At 69.7% G+C, this 17512-nt stretch carries 11 protein-coding genes and 1 pseudogene; 3 read left to right on the top strand and 9 right to left on the bottom strand.

Going from position 1 to position 17512, the window contains the following annotated elements:
- Positions 1–220: 220 nt before the first annotated feature.
- Positions 221–1774: an MFS transporter gene (locus AB0B90_RS09220; RefSeq protein WP_362921829.1), complete on the bottom strand. Its 1554-nt coding sequence runs from the start codon at positions 1772–1774 to the stop codon at positions 221–223.
- Between the two features lie 124 nt (positions 1775–1898).
- The gene (locus tag AB0B90_RS09215) at positions 1899–5222 is read right to left on the bottom strand and encodes a BTAD domain-containing putative transcriptional regulator (protein ID WP_362921827.1); all 3324 of its coding nucleotides are present in this window, start codon (positions 5220–5222) and stop codon (positions 1899–1901) included.
- A 215-nt stretch (positions 5223–5437) separates the two neighbouring features.
- Between AB0B90_RS09215 and AB0B90_RS09210 the strand changes: the two genes are divergently transcribed.
- Positions 5438–5764 (top strand): carboxymuconolactone decarboxylase family protein, encoded by a 327-nt coding sequence (locus AB0B90_RS09210; protein WP_350944221.1) that lies wholly within the window; start codon positions 5438–5440, stop codon positions 5762–5764.
- Positions 5765–5964: 200 nt separating this feature from the next.
- On the opposite strand, the gene AB0B90_RS09205 is transcribed toward AB0B90_RS09210, so the two are convergent.
- Positions 5965–7224 (bottom strand): nucleotide sugar dehydrogenase, encoded by a 1260-nt coding sequence (locus AB0B90_RS09205; RefSeq protein WP_350944222.1) that lies wholly within the window; start codon positions 7222–7224, stop codon positions 5965–5967.
- A 644-nt stretch (positions 7225–7868) separates the two neighbouring features.
- Here AB0B90_RS09205 and AB0B90_RS09200 point away from each other — a divergent pair.
- Entirely contained in the window at positions 7869–9968 is a 2100-nt protein-coding gene (locus AB0B90_RS09200; RefSeq protein ID WP_350944224.1) for a DUF4082 domain-containing protein, read from the top strand.
- A 44-nt stretch (positions 9969–10012) separates the two neighbouring features.
- On the opposite strand, the gene rfbB is transcribed toward AB0B90_RS09200, so the two are convergent.
- The 3 genes from rfbB to AB0B90_RS09185 all read right to left on the bottom strand — a co-directional run bounded on the left by rfbB (position 10013) and on the right by AB0B90_RS09185 (position 12652).
- Positions 10013–10990: a dTDP-glucose 4,6-dehydratase gene (gene rfbB / locus AB0B90_RS09195; protein WP_350944225.1), complete on the bottom strand. Its 978-nt coding sequence runs from the start codon at positions 10988–10990 to the stop codon at positions 10013–10015.
- Complete coding sequence (locus AB0B90_RS09190) at positions 10987–12054, bottom strand: glucose-1-phosphate thymidylyltransferase (protein ID WP_350944226.1); 1068 nt, start codon at positions 12052–12054, stop codon at positions 10987–10989. Before AB0B90_RS09190 ends, rfbB begins: the two co-directional genes overlap by 4 nt.
- Positions 12055–12187: 133 nt before the next feature.
- Complete coding sequence (locus AB0B90_RS09185) at positions 12188–12652, bottom strand: GtrA family protein (RefSeq protein WP_362921823.1); 465 nt, start codon at positions 12650–12652, stop codon at positions 12188–12190.
- A 35-nt stretch (positions 12653–12687) separates the two neighbouring features.
- On the opposite strand from AB0B90_RS09185, the gene AB0B90_RS09180 reads away from it, so the two are divergent.
- Positions 12688–13737, top strand: a complete 1050-nt coding sequence (locus AB0B90_RS09180; protein ID WP_362921821.1) for a glycosyltransferase family 2 protein — start codon at positions 12688–12690, stop codon at positions 13735–13737.
- A 31-nt stretch (positions 13738–13768) separates the two neighbouring features.
- On the opposite strand, the pseudogene AB0B90_RS09175 reads toward AB0B90_RS09180, so the two are convergent.
- From AB0B90_RS09175 to AB0B90_RS09165, 3 genes and pseudogenes are all read right to left on the bottom strand, one after another.
- Positions 13769–14479, bottom strand: a pseudogene (locus tag AB0B90_RS09175) (GNAT family N-acetyltransferase); the annotation flags it as partial.
- Positions 14479–15633, bottom strand: coding sequence for a dTDP-4-amino-4,6-dideoxygalactose transaminase (gene rffA / locus AB0B90_RS09170; RefSeq protein ID WP_350944231.1), 1155 nt, complete (start codon positions 15631–15633; stop codon positions 14479–14481). The gene rffA and the pseudogene AB0B90_RS09175, both read right to left, overlap by 1 nt.
- Before the next feature lie 79 nt (positions 15634–15712).
- A partial coding sequence (locus tag AB0B90_RS09165) for a hypothetical protein (RefSeq protein ID WP_362921819.1) occupies positions 15713–17512 on the bottom strand: 1800 nt, incomplete at its 5' end.

Raw genomic sequence — 17512 nt, 5'->3', positions numbered from 1 at the left:
CGGCTCTAGAACCGCTTCTACCAGGGGAATCTCGACATCCGCACCTTCGGTGTTACATTTAAGTGAGAGCGCTCTCAGGAGCCGTGCCCGCTCGCGGCGAGACGTCGCGAGCGGGTAGACGGTCAGGGCCCGGCGCCACCGCGGTCGACGGCGGGGCGTCGGCCCGCGAGAACGCGGGGACCCGAGGGAAACGGGGAAGCCGATCACCTCGGGGTCCCGTTCAGCCGCGCGCCTCGGGAAGAAGCTCCTCGGGGATCTCGGGAATCACGTCGGGGACACCGCGCAGGCCGGCGAGCGATACCACAGCGAGCACGGCGATCATCACCGCGGCGGTGATCGCGGTCACCTGGACCCCGGCGACGAAGGCGAGCCTCGCGGCCTCGGCGACGGCCTCCCCCAGCCGCCCGGGAAGTGCCGCGGCCGCCTCCAGCGCGGTGGGCAGCGACTCCACGACGGGGGCGGCCACCTCGCCGGGCAGCCCTTCGGGGAGCCGCAGGTCACCCCGGTAGACACCGGTCAGGACACTGCCCAGCACGGCGATGCCCAGTGCGCCGCCCAGCTCGAAGGACGTCTCGGAGATCGCCGCCGCGGCACCGGCCCGTTCCCTGGGCACGCTCGCGAGCACGGTGTCGTTGGTGACCGCGAACGTCAGCCCGATGCCCACCCCGCAGACGACCATGGGGCCGAGGAAGTACAGGTAGGAGGTGTCCGGCGTGATCCGGCCGTAGCAGGCGAAGGCCACGGCGGCCATCGCCAGGCCGAGCGCCACCGTCCTCGCCCGGCCCCACCGGGCGATCAGACCCGCGGCCAGGACCCCGCCGGCCGCCGCCGACAGACCTCCGGGCAGTCCCGCGAGACCGGCCTGAAGGGGTGACCAGCCCAGGACGAGCTGGAAGTACCAGGCGAAGATCAACGACAGCGCGGACATGCCGAAGATGGCGATGAGGTTCGCCCCGACCGAGGCGGAGAAGGCCCTGCGCCGGAAGAGGCGGACGTCGATCAGCGGCTCGGCCAGCCGGGTCTGCCGCCGCGCGAACAGCGCCAGGGCGGCGATCCCCACCGCACCCCCCGCCAGGACACCGGTGTCGGTGACGCCGTACGCGGCCGCCTCCTTTACAGCGTAGATCAAACCGATCACACCGGCGATGGACAGCGGAACGCTCACGAGGTCCACCCGCCCCGCGGCGGGGTTGCGCGACTCGGGGAGCACGAGGAAACCGGCGACCACGATGAGCAGCATCACCGGCAGGTTGATCAGGAAGACCGACCCCCACCAGAAGTGGTCGAGCAGCAGGCCGCCGACGACCGGTCCCAGGGCGAACCCCGCCGCGCCCATCCCGCTCCACAGGCCGACCGCCGTGGTCCGCTCCTTCGGGTCGGTGAAGACGTTGCGGATGATCGACAGGGTGGAGGGCATGATCGTGGCGCCCGCCACGCCGAGCAGGACCCGGGCGGCGATGAGCAACTCGGGGGTGGGAGCGTACGCGGTCACCGCCGAGGCCGCTCCGAAGGCCACGGCGCCGATGAGGAGCAGCCTCCTGCGGCCGATCCGGTCGCCGACGTTGCCCATCGTGATCAGCAGCCCGGCGAGCGCGAACCCGTACGCGTCACCGATCCACAGGATCTGGGTGGACGAGGGCCGCAGGTCCGCGACGAGCTGAGGGAGGGCGAGGTGCAGGACGGTGACGTCGACGGAGAGGAGCAGCGCCGCCAGGCAGGCGACGGCGAGAGTCGCCCATTTGCGGCGATCCGTGATCGGGGAGTGATCTTTCATGCCCGCCATCGTGATCGGCGGCGCTGACGGCCCGCGCACCTCCCGCTGACGGCCCCTCACCACCGCCGTGACCGGACCGCGCGGGTCCCCGATCATCTCGGAATCCAAGGGCGTCCGGGCGGGATCAGATGGCGAACATCGCGAGCACCTCGCTTCGCGACATGCGGGTTCCCACGCGCCGCTCCCGCTCGTAGGCGGCACCACCGGTCCGGGCGCGGACAGCCGCCGTGACGCCGGTGTCGAGGTTCGCCGCCGGGGTGCCGCCGAGGGCCGTGGCCGCGCCCAGCAGCCGGGCCGCGCCCTCGGCGTCCCCCTCAAGCAGCGCGACCTCCGCCAGCCCTTCGAGCACCAGGCCCGCCGGCGGCGAGTAACGCCGCAGCGCGGGTCCCAGTGCCCTGAGGTGCCAGGCTCTCGCCCCGGCGGCGTCTCCGCCCGACGCGGCGATCCGGCCCAGCTCGACGGTGACCCGCGACCGGATCTCCTCGGTGGCGTACGACTCCTGCGTGCACAGCTCCAGGGCGCCGAGCGCGAGGGCGCGCGCCTCGTCCAGATCCCCTCGGAGCCTCGCGACCTCGGCGAGGCCACGCTGGACCTTCGCCGCCACGTCGGGAACACCCGCCCGGCGGGCGTGACCGGCCGCACGCAGGTACTCGGCGTGAGCGGCCGCGAGATCACCGCCGCGTACGGCCGACGCGGCCTCATGGCAGACGAGCTCCGCGATGTCCTCCTCCGACCCGAGCTCCCGCGCCAGCCGGAGCGCCTCACCGGTCAGCGCGCGCGACGCGGCCGTGTCCTGCCGCAGGTCGGCGAGCCCGGCCAGCTCGGCCAGCGTGAGCGCACTTCCCCAGCGCTCCCCGATGGAGCCGAACAGCTCCAGTGCCTCCCCGAAGTGGTGCTCGGCGCTCGCGGCGTCGCCTCCGGACAGACAGAAGTAGCCGTGACCGAAGCGGGCCAGCGCCCGCACCCACGGATCGGTGATGACGGGCAGCGGCGGTTCCGGCAGGAAGTCGGGCGGACCGGTGAGCATCGGCCACAACATGGCCAGGAACGGCCACCGGTACGGCCGATCGAGCGGTGGGATGATTCCCTTCAGCCGGACGAGACGCCGGGGCGACCGCGACTCGCCGAAGGTGGCCACGAGCACGCTGATGGCGTACTCCTCCTCCATCCCCTCGATCGGCGCGACCCCCGTCACTCCCTCGGACGGCACCGGCCCCGTCGTGTGCCCGACCGGCTCTTCGACCCGCGCCGATCCGGCGGCCTTCTCGGCCGGTCCTTCGGCCGGTACCGCCCCGGGCGCCTCCCCTGCGGGGGACGGTCCGATCGCGACGAGCAGGTCGGCGGCGAGGCCCGCGCCCTCCGAGCGGCGGCCCCGCAGCCACCAGTACATGGCGAGCCCGGCGACCAGGCGCAGCGCCTGCTCGACCCTGCCGGTGTCGACGGCCCAGCGCAGCGCGGCGTGCAGGTCGTCGCGTTCCTCGTCCAGCCTGCGCAGCCACTCCAGCTGCCCGGCACCGCGCAGGTGGGAGTCCGCCGTGGCCGCCAGGTCCGCGTAGTACGAGGCGTGCGCCTCGCGACGCGCCTCGGTCTCGCCGGTCTCGGCCAGCCGTTCCGCGCAGTACGCGCGGATGGTCTCCAACATCCGGTAACGCTCGCCCACCCGCTCGACGAGCGACTTCTCCGCGAGGGAACTCAGCAGGTCGACGACCTCCTCCTCGCTCGGTCCGCACACCCGGGCGGCCGCCTCCAGCGTGGCGCCGCCCGCGAAGACGGTGAGCCGTCCGGCCAGCGACCGCTCGTCGTCGTCGAGCAGGTCCCAGCTCCAGGCGACCACGGCGCGCAGCGTCTGGTGCCTGGGCAGCGCGGTGCGGCTGCCGCGCGACAGCAGCCGGAAACGGTCGCCCAGCCGGGAGGCCACCTCGGCCACCGGCAGGGAACGCAGGCGCGCCGCGGCTAGTTCCAGCGCGAGCGGCAGGCCATCCAGAGCACGGCAGATGCCCAGCACCTGCTCGACGTTGGCGTCGTCGACGCGGAAACCGGGACGCACGGCCGCCGCCCTGTCGGCGAAGAGCCGCACGGCGGGGTAGGCGAGGGCCTCTTCGGCACCGGTGCCCGCCCTCGGCACCGGCAGCGGCGCGACGGGGTGAAGCACCTCCCCGGTGATACCGAGCGCCTCCCTGCCGGTCGCCAGGACGCGCAGCCCCGGGCAGGCGGCGAGCAGGTGACCGGCGAGCTCGGCGACCTCCGCGACCAGGTGCTCGCAGTTGTCCAGCACGAGCAGCACGGGCCGGTCGGCCAGCGCCGCGACCAGCCTGGCCAGGGGTGCCGGGACCGGGCGTCCGGGGAGCAGGCCGGCGTCGCGGACGCCCAGCGCGCCGAGTACGGCCTGGACCGCCTCTCCCGCGCCGAAGACGGCGGCCAGTTCCACGAAGCACACGTCGCCGGGCTCCTTCGCGGCGACCTCACCGGCCAGCCGGGTCTTGCCCGCGCCGCCGGGACCGACGAGGGTGACCAGTCTCGCCTCGCCGAGCAGCGCGTGGAGCCTGGACATCTCCTCTTTTCTGCCGAAAAAACTGGTCAGCGGGGCCCGCAGTCCCGACCTGACGGGCGCGGCGACCCCGCCCTCGCCGCCCTCGCCGCCCTCGCCGCCCTCGCCGCCCTCGCCGCCGGCGGCACCGTGAGCGGCACCGGCCGCGGGGACGCCGGCGAGGGCGGGGTCGGCCCTGAGCACCGCGAGGTGCACGGCGGCCAGCTCAGCCGACGGGTCCACCCCGAACTCCTCGCCGAGGACCCGTCTCGCCCCCTCGTACACCTCCAGGGCCTCGGCCTGCCTGCCCGAGCCGTACAGGGCGCGCATCAGCTGCCCGTACAGCCGTTCCCTGAAGGGGTGGGCGGCGGTGAGTCCCTGCAACTCGGCGACGAGCTCACGGTGACGGCCCAGCTCCAGCTCCGCCTGGACGCGGTCCTCCACGCAGTCGAGCCTGAGCCCTTCCAGCCTGGCCGAGGGCGCCGGGGCGAACGGCGAGTCCCCCACGTCGGCGAGCGCGGGCCCGCGCCACAGGGAGAGCGCCTCGCCCAGCAGCCGCACGGCCCTGTCGTGCTCGCCGGAGGCGAGTGCCCGGCGACCCTCCGCGACGAGCCCTTCGAATCGGTGGGCGTCGACGGCGTCGGCCCCGGCCGCGAGCCGGTAGCCCGCCGGGTGGAACTCGATCACCTCCTGGTCGCCGAGTGCCCTGCGCAGCCGCGAGACCTGGGACTGCAGGGCGTTGGCGGCGTTCGCGGGCGGGTCGTCGCCGTACAGGCCGCCGATCAGCCGCTCGGTGGTCACGACCTTGCCCACGTCGAGGAGGAGCATCACGAGCAGCGCGCGCATCCCCTGTCCGCCCACGACGACCACGCGGCCACCGTCGAGCCGAATCCGGGTGGGGCCGAGGATGTCGAACCGCATATCCCGATTATCGCGGCATCCCGCCCGCCGCCGATCGGAGTCCGCGCGTGCAACACGAGATGATCCCTGGTACGAAATACATCTACATACCTGGACTTTAGGGAAAAAAGATCTTTCCCTGAGGCCGGAAGCGGCGGGGGCGGACGGGGTAAGGACTCCACTGGCCGTTCCCGGCGGGGAACGGCTGCCGGGGGGCTTCCACACGGAGGTATTCGATGAGACATGTCTACGGCTGGGAACACGGTGAGAACGAACCCGGCGACCTCTTCGGGGTGACCATCGAGAACCTCTTCGCCGAGGTGTGGTCCCGGCAGGGAATCTCGAACCGCGACCGGCGCATGCTGCTGATCGGCCTGCTCGTCGGCCAGGGCATGAACGAGGACGTCGACCTCCAGCTGGACGCGGCGCTGCGAACCGGCGACCTCACCCCCGACGAGCTCCGCGAGATCGTCGTCTTCCTCACCCACTACGCGGGATGGCCCCGGGGCGGCAGGCTCAACAACCAGGTCGAGGAGCTGATCGCCCGCGTCATGAGGTCCTGACCCGTGCTCCGCGCCGGCGACGGCGCTCGAAACCCGATCGCCCGCGTCATGAGGTCCTGCCCCTCCGTCGCGACCATCCCCGGCCGGGCCCACCGCTCCCCCACCCCGTCGGATCGCGGTCATCCGGCGTGGGGCGTCCCGGCGGCCTCCGCCGGGACGCCGGGACGCCCCACGGCGCGAGGTCACGGTCTCTCCTGAGGTCACAGCCTCTCGACGTTCGGCCCCCGGCAGCGGTTGCGGGTGTCGAAGACGAGGGCGCTCGCCCGCTGGACGAGCTCGTAGTCGAAGCAGTCGTGGTCGGTGAGGACCACCACCGCGTCCGCCGCCGCCAGCTCCCGCTCCGAGAACGCGACGACCTCGATCCCCTGCGGCAGCAGGAAGCAGTCCACGTGCGGGTCGGCGGCCCGCACGTCCGCGCCCAGCTTGCGAAGACCCCTCACCACGTCGATCGCCGGTGACTCTCGGCAGTCTCCGGCGTTCTTCTTGTACGCGAGGCCGAGCGCGAGCACCCGGCTGCCGTTGACCGGCTTGCGCAACCGGTTCAGCGCGAGTCCGATCCGGTGCACGACGTGGTCGGGCATGTGGTCGTTGATGTCGTTGGCCAGTTCCACGAACTGGAAGTTGTGCCCCAGACTGCGCTTGACCTTCCACGACAGGTACGACGGGTCGATCGGCAGGCAGTGCCCGCCGACGCCGGGACCGGGGGTGAAGCGCATGTAGCCGAACGGCTTGGTGGCGGCTGCGTCGATGGCCTCCCAGACGTCGATGCCGAGCTGTTGCGCGAAGATCGACAGTTCGTTCACCAAGGCGATGTTGACGTGCCTGAAGGTGTTCTCCAGGAGCTTGCACAGCTCGGCCACCTGCGGCGAGGAGACCGGGACCACCTCGTCCACCATCCTCGCGTAGAACGCCTCGATCCTCTTCAGCGACGCCTCGTCGATCCCGGAGACGACCTTCGGCGTGTTCCCCAGGCGCCAGTGCGCGTTGCCCGGGTCGATCCGCTCGGGGCTGTAGCCCAGATGGAAGTCCTGTGGTGCCCGCAGCCCCGAGCCCTCCTCCAGCAGCGGCAGCAGATACTCCTCGGTGGTCCCCGGATAGGTGGTGGACTCCAGGACCACCGCGGCGCCCCGCCGCAGCAGCGGGGCGAGCGACTCCCCTGCCGCGCCGATGTGGCGCAGGTCGGGAACGCCCTCGCGGAGCGGGGTCGGCACGGTCACCACACAGACGTCGAACCCTTCTGCGGCGGCGTAGTCGGCGGTGGCCAGGTATCGGCCGGACCGGTGGGCCAGGGACAGCGTCTCGTCATCGATGTCCTCGACATAGGACTCGGCGGCGTTGAGGCGCTTGACCCTCCACTCGTCCACATCGATTCCCACGACGTCGAAGCCCGCCCTGACGGCCCCCATCGCAAGTGGCAGACCCACATACCCCTGGCCGATCACAACCAGTTTCTCTTTCACGGCAGAACCCCCGTCGATTCGGGACAAGACACAATCCCGACTGTAAGAGCCCGCTTTCCCGCACCGCTGATTCCGCCATCGTCCGGGCGTGTCGCCCAGGGCCCGGGGCCGCTCAAGCTCTGCACACGAGACCGGACCAACCACCAACAAAGAAACCAGGACCTCTAAACACTGCACAATCACTTCAAATACACTTTTATATATTTTGTACATATATTGCAGGCCATCAACAAAAGAGACGAGCGGAAACCGAGGCGAAGGCAGGTCGCCCCTCACCCACCCAAAAGCCCTCCCCGAACAGCACCAATGCCGATTTAACACCAAAAAATCAGCAATACCCGAAAGTATTATTGAGTAATTTTTCCATCAGCCTCACACCAACATGCACCCTTCCCCGCCACACGGGAACCCGCGCACGCCGACCTTCACGGCAGAGTCGTCAGCGTGTCACGTGACACCTTTCAGCGGCGTAACGATAATCCGAAAATTTCCCTTGACATCCACCTCCGGTCACTTCCTGCAATCAATGCAATAAACCACAAGAAGCTCGACAAAAAATCTCATTTTTCATTCATGACAGATCGCAGGCGACGGACAGCACCGGACGTCTGACGGATCACGAGATCAGTGAGGAGTTGTGTCGCATGTCCAAAACCGTTCGCGACGCGCTCGACCAGATGGTCGACATGACCGCGACCATGATCGATACCAGAGTGGCCCGGAGCAGACCGCTCTTCCTGCTCCGCCCGCGAGGTTCCGCCGGCCGCGTCCTGCTGAAGGCGGCCATGGCGTCCTTCCTCGCGATGGGCGCGGTCGTCGGCACCCCCGGCGGCGCGAGCGCGGCCGCTCCGGTGAACATCGGCAACGCCGCGCCGTTCGGAGTGCTGGCCGGGGCCGCGGTCACCAACGTGAACCTCACGACGGTCACCGGCAATCTGGGGGTGAGCCCGGGAACCACGGTGACCGGCTTTCCACCCGGCACGGTCTCCGGTTCCAAGCAGATAGGGAACGCCGCCGCGGCGCTGGCCATGGCCGACGCGGTCAGCGCCTACAACGACGCCGCCGGGCGCACGCCCGACGCCACGGTGGCCGCCCAGTTGGGCGGGACGACCAAGGGGCCGGGTGTCTACAACTCCGTCAGCGGGGGGTTCTCGATCAGCGGAACCCTCACCCTCGACGCACAGGGCGACCCGAACGCCGTCTTCATCTTCCAGGCGTCCACTCTCGACGTGGCGAACGTCGGCAACATCAACCTCCAGCGCGGAGCCCAGGCCAACAATCTCTTCTGGCAGATCAGCGGCTCGGCGACACTGGGCACGTACTGCACCTTCCGCGGCAATCTCCTCGCACAGAACTCGGTCACGGTCGGTAGCGGCGCCAACGTCAACGGCCGAGTCTTCGCGCTCAACAACACGGTCGCCATCCAGGGGACCGGCAGCCTGCCGTACACCCGCCTCACCGTGCCGAACGATCCGCCGACCACCACCACCCTCACCTCCTCCCTCAACCCCGCGTGGAGAGGGGACCCGGTCGTCCTGACCGCGACGGTGAACGCGGTCAGCGGCACCGTCGTGCCCGCCGGCGAGGTGGTCTTCAAGGACGGCTCGACGGTCCTCGGCTCGGCCTTCCAGACCGATGGCATCCCCGCCACCATCACGGTCTCCGACCTCTCCGGGGGAAATCACCCGATCGTCGCCGTCTATCTCGGGGGGGACACCTTCGACCACGAGGCTCTGATCCACTTCGCGCCGAGCACGTCACCACCCGTCAACCAGAGCATCTCCGACAGTCTGTGGAACAGTGCGGGGGTCCCCGCCGTTCCCGCGCAGTCCGACCCTCAGGGGGTCGTCCTCGGCGTCAAGTTCCAGGCGGCCAAGAGCGGGACCGCGATCGGCGTCCGGTTCTACAAGGGGGCGCAGAACACCGGCACCCACATCGGCAGCCTGTGGACGAGCAACGGCACCCTCCTGGCCAGCACCACCTTCACCGGCGAGACCGCCAGCGGCTGGCAGCAGGCCAACTTCTCGACACCGGTGGTGCTCACCGCCGGAACCACCTACGTCGTCTCGTACTACGCTCCGGCCGGCAACTACGCGACGACCCGCCCCTACTTCACCTCCCAGTACGTCAACGGCCTGCTCACCGCCCTGGCCGACGGCGCCTCGGGCGGCAACGGCGTCTACACCTACAGCGCGAGCAACGTCTTCCCGACGAACACCTACCAGGCGACGAACTACTGGGTCGACGTCGTGTTCGTCCCGACGGACAGCCTGTGGGACAGGGTGCCGGTTCCCAGCGTCCCTTCGCAGTCCGACCCGCAGGGGGTCGTCCTCGGCGTCAAGTTCAAGGCGGCGACCAACGGGAAGGTGAGCGGGATCCGGTTCTACAAGGGGCCGCAGAACACCGGCACCCACACCGCCAGCCTGTGGGGGATCGACGGCACACTCCTGGCCAGCGCCGTGTTCTCAAACGAGACCGCCACCGGCTGGCAGCAGGTGAACTTCTCACAGCCCGTCGACGTCACCGGCGGCACCACCTACGTCGCGTCCTACCACACCACATCCGGCAACTACTCGACGGACCGCCCGTACTTCACCTCCCAGTACGTCAACGGCGCCCTCACCGCCCTGGCCGACGGTGCCTCGGGCGGCAACGGCGTCTACACCTACAGCGCGAGCAACGTCTTCCCGACGAGCACCTACCAGGCGACGAACTACTGGGTCGACCTGATCTTCCACAGCTGACACGATGTTCGTGTGACCGGTGCCCCCGCGGCACGGGTCCGGTGTCAGGGCGTCCGCTCCTTGAGCGGACGCCACCACCGCTGGTTGTCCCGATACCACCGGATCACCTCGGCCAGGCCGTCGCCGAAGTCCTTGCGGGGCTCGTAGCCGATGGCCCGGATCTTCGTCCAGTCGACGCAGTAGCGGCGGTCGTGCCCGAGCCGGTCGGCCACCGGCTCGACCGCCTCCCAGCCCGTGCCGAGCGCGGCCAGCAGCCGCTCGGTCAGCTCCCGGTTGGTCAGCTCGACGCCGCCGCCGATGTTGTAGACCTCGCCGGGCGCGCCCTTCCTCAGCACCGTCTGGATGCCTCTGCAGTGGTCGTCGACGTGCAGCCAGTCGCGCACGTTGAGCCCGTCACCGTAGAGCGGGACCTTCTCACCGTCGAGGAGGTTGGTGACGAAGAGCGGTATCAGCTTCTCGGGGTGCTGGTAGGGGCCGTAGTTGTTGGAACAGCGGGTCACCCGGACGTCGAGCCCGTGGGTGCGGTGGTAGGCGCGGCAAAGCATGTCGCCACCCGCCTTCGCCGCCGAGTAGGGCGAGTTCGGCAGCAACGGTTCGCTCTCGCTCCAGGCCCCCTCCTCGATAGAGCCGTACACCTCGTCGGTGGAGACCTGAAGGAACGTGCGGACTCCGCCCTCCAGCGCGGCCTGGAGAAGTCTCTGGGTCCCCAGCACGTTCGTCGTCACGAAGTCGCCCGCGCCCGCGATGGACCGGTCGACGTGGCTCTCCGCCGCGAAGTTCACGACCACGTCGTGGCCGGGAACGACGTCCGCGAGAAGCCGCGCGTCGGTGATGTCGCCCCGCACGAACGCGTAACCGGGGTGGCCGTCGAGGGGGGCGAGGTTGGCGAGGTTGCCCGCGTAGGTGAGCTTGTCCAGGACGGTGACCCGCGTGTCCTCGCAGCCGGGCCAGGAGCCGAGCAGCAGGGACCTGGCGTAGTGGGACCCGATGAACCCGGCTCCGCCGGTGACGAGGACTCTCATGCGCGCACCTGGATCCTGCTGTGGTCGCCCACCATGAGCTCGTGGGTGTTGGAGACGCCGACCGCGCGGCTGACCTCGACGCCGCGCCCGATCAGGGAGTGCGCGATACGCGAGACGCCCTGCACAGAGGAACCGTCGAGCACGATGGAGTATTCGATCTCGGCGCCGCCGACCAGGCAGCCGGAGCCGATCGAGGTGAAGGGGCCGACGTAGGAGGAGAGGATCTTGGTGTCCGCGCCGATCACGATCGGACCGCGAAGGACCGAGTTCTCCACCACCGCGCCCGGCTCGACGACGACCCGCCCGGTGACCTCACTCAGGTCGTCCACGGTGCCCCTGATGTCGGGCTCGACACGTTCGAGGACGATGCGGTTGCACTCCAGCATGTCCTGGAGGCGCCCGGTGTCCTTCCAGTAGCCGCTCACAAGGTGCGAGTGGACGCGGAAGCCGTTGTCGAGGAGCCACGCGACGGCGTCCGTGATCTCCAGCTCGCCGCGCGCCGACGGGGTGATCGCCCGGACCGCCTCGTGAACGGCTGGGGAGAAGATGTAGACCCCGACGATCGCGAGGTCGCTGCGCGGGTGCTCCGGCTTCTCCTCCAGCCCGAGGATCTCGCCTTCCGGCCCTATCTCGGCCACTCCGTAGAACTGCGGTTCGGCGACCCTGGTGAGCAGGATCTGCGCGTCGTGGTCGGCCAGGCGGAAGGCGTCCACCAGATCGGTGATGCCGTCCACCAGGAAGTTGTCCCCCAGATACATCACGAACGGCTCGTCGGCGAGGAACTCCCCGGCGATCAGAACGCAGTGCGCCAGCCCGAGGGGAGCCTCCTGGGCGATGTACGTGACGTCCAGCCCGAACCGCGAGCCGTCGCCCACGGCGTCCCGGATCTCGCGGCCCGTGTCGCCGACGACGATGCCCACGTCGGTGATGCCGGCCTGCCGGATCGCCTCAAGCCCGTAATAGAGCACCGGCTTGTTGGCGACCGGGACCAGTTGTTTCGCCGAGGTATGGGTAAGCGGGCGCAACCTCGTTCCCTTACCGCCCGCCAGAACGAGTGCCTTCAACGCTCTTCGAGTCCTTCCGCGAAGAACACATGGCCGTGCGGCCACATGTCCGCCCGACTTTACCGGAACCCGAAATCGACGCCTCTTCACCGGCTCACACCTTTACTGAAGAGCGTACGGCGTTTTGTCGATTTCACACTTTTCCTCGGTCACGGAACACCCACGCCCGGTTTATCGCGTAACTCAGCGGCGGGCTCGTCAGTATCACCATCCCCTGGGCCACCATGATCGGAACCCCGGCGAGTTCCACCAGAAGCGGGACCCCGACGACGGACGCCGCGAGGAAGCTCAGCCCGACCACGTAGAACCGCAGGTAGCCCACCGGCCAGGAATACCCGGAGTCGCGGAAGACCACCAGCCTGTACCAGGGGTAGACGATCACCACGGTGATCAGGTGGCTGACCACGACCAGGAAAAGATAGGGAACGCCATCTTCAAAGGCCAGCAATCCTAAGCCGAGGAGAACGTAATAGACCATAGCCGTCATGGCGCCGGCGAACAGATATGTGATGCGGTGGCCACCAAAGGCCGAGATCACAGCCGGCCGCCCGAAACGCGGGTTATTGTCACGGACGGTTCCACCTTCGACTTCAACCATGTGACGGCCGCTCCGGATCGTGGTCAGACATTGGGATGAAACAGGATTGTAGTGGGCGACAAGAAATAATCGGGGGATCAATGTCGGTGTCGGTGGTTATTCCGTGTTACCGCTCAGCGCGGACCCTTCCGGCGCTGGTGGACAGGCTCATGCCGGTCCTTCACGGCCTGGCCGTCCGGCACGAGGTGATCCTCGTCGTCGACGGAAGCCCGGACGACACGTGGGAGACCGCCGCGGAGCTGGCCCGCCGGGTCGACGCCGTCCGGGCGATCCGCCTGTCCCGTAACTACGGGCAGCACAACGCGCTGGTCGCCGGCATCAGGGAGGCGGCGTTCGAAGTCGTCGTCACCATGGACGACGACCTGCAACATCCCCCCGAGCAGATCCCCCTCCTCCTGGCCGCGCTCGAAGGCGACCGCCTCGACCTGGTGTACGGCGTCCCGCACGACGAAGAGCACGGGTTCCTGCGGAGTCTCGCGTCCCGGTCGGTCAAGGCCGCCATGGCCGGCGCGCTGGGCATCCGCACCGCGCGTACGATCAGCGCCTTCCGGGCCCTGCGCACGCACATGCGCGACGGGTTCGAGGGCCTGTCGGGACCGCACGCGTCGGTCGACGTGGCCCTGTCATGGGCCACCACGCAGGTGGGCTCCGTCGGCGTGCACATGAACGAGCGCGACCACGGGCGATCGAACTACACGCCGCGCCTGCTGGTCGGGCACGCGATGAACATGCTCCTCGGTTACAGCACCGCTCCGCTCCGCGCGGCGAGCTACCTCGGATTCCTCGTCGGTGTGATCGGCCTGCTGCTGGGGGGCGCCGTCCTGTGGCGTTTCGCCGCGGGCGACACCACGGTGGCCGGGTTCACCACCGTCGCCTCGATGGTCGCGCTCTTCTCATCCGCCCAGCTGTTGTCCATCGGAGTCCTCGGTGAGTACATCGGCCGCATTCACGGAAACGGCATGGGCCGTCCGACGTACGTGGTGCGCGAGCGCGTCGGGTCGTCCGCCGCCGATCTTCCCCGGCGGCCCGGCGGTCCTGGCGTTCACGCACGCGCAGGAGCCGGCTCCGGACCAGATGAACGGTGAGGAGGGTCTGGACGGGCTCGAATCCGTACCTCGCCCATGCCCTCTGCACCCGCGTGTTGTGTCCCTGGGTGGAGATGACGACCTCCGCCGCGCCACGCGCCAGCGCGCGGTCCTCGACGGCCCTGAGCAGGTGGGCGTAGAGACCACGCCCCTGTGAGCCGGAGACCACTCCGGCCAGGAGGATCTCCGTCCGGGGACCGTCCTGCTCCAGCGTGGCCAGCCCCAGCGGGCGGGGCGCCTCCACTCCGGCGCCTCGATCCTCCAGTGTCAGGCACTCCCCCTCCGCGGACGACCTCAGCGCCCATTCCCGGTAGCCCGCCAGGGCCTCGGCCGCGTCGAACAGCGGATTGGCCAGATAGTGGTTCCCGTACACGCCGAAGATGTCGGATACCAGTGCCTCCACCGCGGCGGGACCGGCCGGCTCCGACGTTCGCAGCCCGGGTGACGGAGCAGGCCCGCGTCCCTCTCCCGCGTGCAGGCGCCAGTACACGAGGGAGTCCGCGAACACGGCGGTCCGGCCGAGCGCGGCCAGCTTCGCGAACCAGCCGACGTGTTCCGCCGGGTACCGGAGCACGACGACGTCCGCGACCGACCCCAGGAGTGCCTCACGGACCGCGGAGAACGGCGCCCCGGACTCCACGGGGACGGTGAGACGCTCCACGGAACATCCGAACCTGGCCGATTCCAGCGGCGACTCCACGGCCCGTACGGCCCGCGCCTCGATCACGTCGCGCCAGGCCATCAGCTCACCTCGTAGGACCGGACGGCGTCGATCACTCGTGCCACGCCGGTCTCGTCCAGGTCGGCGTAGAGCGGCAGCCGCACGAGGCGGTCGGCGACCCTCTCCGCGACCGGGCAACCCCCCGGGGCCACTCGACCGAACCTCACCCCCGCGGGCGCGGCGTGCAGGGGCTGGTAGTGGAACGTCGCCTGCACGCCTTCCCCCCGGAGATGGTCGATGAAGGCCCGGCGGTTCTCCAGATCCGGGAACAGCAGGTAGTACAGGTGCGCCGGATGCGCGCAGCCGTCGGGGATCGTCGGCCGGGAGATCCCGTTGCCCCTCGCCCAGTCCGCCAGTTCCTCGTGGTACCGGTGCCAGACGGCGTGGCGCCGGAACTGGATCTCGTGGAACGACTCCAGCTGCGAGGTCAGCTGTGAGGCCAGGACGTCGGACAGCAGGTAGCTGGAGCCGATGTCGACCCATCGGTACTTGTCGACCTGACCGCGGAAGAACCGGCTGCGGTCGCTGCCCTTCTCCCGGATGACCTCGGCACGCGCGACGAGACCCGCGTCGTTCAGCAGCAGCGCGCCGCCCTCCCCGCACTGCACGTTCTTCGTCTCGTGGAAGCTCTGCGCGGCCATGCTGCCGAACGATCCGAGCGGCCGGCCTCGATAGGATCCGCCCAGGCCGTGGGCGTTGTCCTCGATGAGGGTGAGGCCATGCCGGTCGCAGAGTTCGGCGATCTCCTCCATCGCGCACGCGATGCCCGCGTAGTGGACGACCACGACGGCCCGCGTGCGATCGGTGATCGCCGCTTCGATCAGCCGCTCGTCCACGTTGAGGGTGTCGGGCCTGCAGTCGACGAAGACCGGGACCGCCCCGCGCAGCGCATAGGCGTTGGCCGTCGACGTGAAGGTGAACGACGGCATGATCACCTCGTCGTCGGCCCGGAGATCCAGGAGGATCGCCGACATCTCCAGCGCGTGCGTGCAGGAGGTGGTCAGCAGCACCTGGCCCGCCCCGGTGATCTTTCCGAGGATCTCCGCGGCCCGCCGGGTGAACGGCCCGTCTCCGCAGGTGGATCGTCGGCGCACGGCCTCCCCCAGGTAGTCCAGCTCGTTCACCGAGATGTGCGTCCTGTTGAAGGGGATCGTCTTCAGGTCGGTTGCGTTCACGGCCGAAGTGAACAACGAAAGGACCGGCCGACACGCGTCGCGCCGTCGTTACTTGGCGATCCATTACGCAAGTCTTAGGTCACGCCGATCCGTCCGGAATCCGGTAGACGGCGCAGTCGCCGGAGCGGAACCGCAGTTCGGCGAAGTCCCCGATCCTGGAGGTCCGGCCGGTGCGGCGCTCGTCGGCGAAGAGCCAGCGCACCCCGTAGCGCTCGCGCAGCCGCCCGATCGTGGCCGCCGAGGGGGCCTGGAAGGCGGCGTCGTTGAGGGCGAGCCGCTCGCCGTCCCAGAACGGCAGGCGCTCCGGCAGGGACCCCGGCCGCCAGCGGCTCATGTTCGCCGCGGTGTAGGTCCATCCCTCGACCAGCACCCGCCGCTCCGACAGGGCGGCCACCCAGAACTGGCGGCTGTCGCACGGGTTCTCGTACCCCCAGCGGCAGTGCGCGTTCGTGGCGACCAGGTCGTCCGGATCCGAGTGGGCGCGCAGCCACCGGCCCGCCTCCAGGGCACCCTCGGGAACCGCCTGAACCGCCACCGGCGGGACCTCCCCGAACGTCCGGGCCACCGGGACGCTCTCCGCACCCGGGAGAGCGCGCGTGAACCAGGCCGCGGGCGGCCCGACCGCGGCGAACGCGACAAGCATGAAGGCCCAGGCCCGCAGGCCGCCACGCCCGGTCCCCATCAGGGCGACGGCCACCAGCACGACGACGGCCAGGAGCGCGGCGTAGGGCAGGTACAGCACGGTGTCCGGCCGGCCAGGGGGCAGGGGGGTCCTGACGTCGCACAGCATGCGGATCAGGTAGGCCGTCATCACACCGGCGCCGACCGCGTACGCGATCGTCCTGAGCGGCATCCGTGCCCGTCGCACGATGACGGAGAGCCCGTAGGCCGCGACGATCATCATGTAGGGATAGCAGGCCCCGAAGAAGTAGAGCTGGCCGAGGTGAGGGTGCCCGAGCAGGAGCACGGCGGCGACACACGCGGCGCCCATGCCGAGCAGGAGGACCACCGCCGGCCGCAGGAGCAGTCTCGGCCTGCACAGCAGCCCGAGGATCCCGCACCATGCGACGGCCAGGCACAACGCGTACAGCACCGTGACACCGAGCACCGAGAACGGCGGCGGCTCGGCCGCGCCGACGTGGCCGGTCAGCTCTCCCCAGGCCCGGCGCAGCAGGGAGAGGGGGTCGACCATCGTCCCCTGACTCGCACCGCCGAACAGTACTACCTGCGCGAAGAGAGAGCACGCCACCGTCATCCCGAGCGCGACGAGCGCGGGCCGGTGTATCCGGCGCCGCCTGATCACCTCGACCCCGACGACGGCGGCCAGTCCCGCGGCGAGCGGGGGAAGGTGGATGGCCTTGGCTCCCATGACCGCCACCATGAACACGCCGAGCAGGAGCCATCTGCCGACGTCACGTCTGCGTCCTTCGTCACGCCTGTGTCCTTCGAGGAGGTCGACGAGCAGCAGGACGACCGGGGCGAACAGCAGTGCCCCGAAGGTCTGGGTGGGGCCTGTCCAGGACTGGAAACCTCTCCAGGTGAACATCCCGAGGTTCACCCCCAGGTAGAGGTTCGGAGCGGTCATGAACACGGTGCCCGTGATGGCGAGGAGTGTGGCGGGGTGGGAGCGGGTGAGGCGGTGGGTGATCATGGCCAGGAGGATGGTCAGGGTGAACATCATGGGGAGCATGCCCAGGCGGAAGAGCAGGAGGAGGGGTTCGATGCCGGTGAGGTGGCTCGCGGTGGCGAAGTGGGTGTAGACGAACCAGTGGTAGAGCAGGGGTTGGCCGTCGACCATGGGGACGGTGGGGGGCAGGTGGTGTTTCAGCTCGCCGATGAGGGCGAGGTGGAAGGGCATGTCGACCGAGGCGGTGCCCAG

The sequence above is a fragment of the Streptosporangium sp. NPDC049078 genome (genome assembly GCF_040648855.1).
Lineage (GTDB): Bacteria > Actinomycetota > Actinomycetes > Streptosporangiales > Streptosporangiaceae > Streptosporangium.
Note: the sequence above shows the minus strand (reverse complement) of the source record. Positions and strands in the feature narration are given on the sequence as shown.

Excerpts from the sequence above, each read along its gene's own strand:
- AB0B90_RS09185 (WP_362921823.1), bottom strand. The coding sequence starts at position 12,652 with ATGGTTGAAGTCGAAGGTGGAACCGTCCGTGACAATAACCCGCGTTTC.
- AB0B90_RS09180 (WP_362921821.1), top strand. The coding sequence starts at position 12,688 with ATGAAACAGGATTGTAGTGGGCGACAAGAAATAATCGGGGGATCAATG.
- AB0B90_RS09210 (WP_350944221.1), top strand. The coding sequence starts at position 5,438 with ATGAGACATGTCTACGGCTGGGAACACGGTGAGAACGAACCCGGCGAC.
- AB0B90_RS09215 (WP_362921827.1), bottom strand. The coding sequence starts at position 5,222 with ATGCGGTTCGACATCCTCGGCCCCACCCGGATTCGGCTCGACGGTGGC.
- rfbB (WP_350944225.1), bottom strand. The coding sequence starts at position 10,990 with ATGAGAGTCCTCGTCACCGGCGGAGCCGGGTTCATCGGGTCCCACTAC.
- AB0B90_RS09220 (WP_362921829.1), bottom strand. The coding sequence starts at position 1,774 with ATGAAAGATCACTCCCCGATCACGGATCGCCGCAAATGGGCGACTCTC.
- AB0B90_RS09200 (WP_350944224.1), top strand. The coding sequence starts at position 7,869 with ATGTCCAAAACCGTTCGCGACGCGCTCGACCAGATGGTCGACATGACC.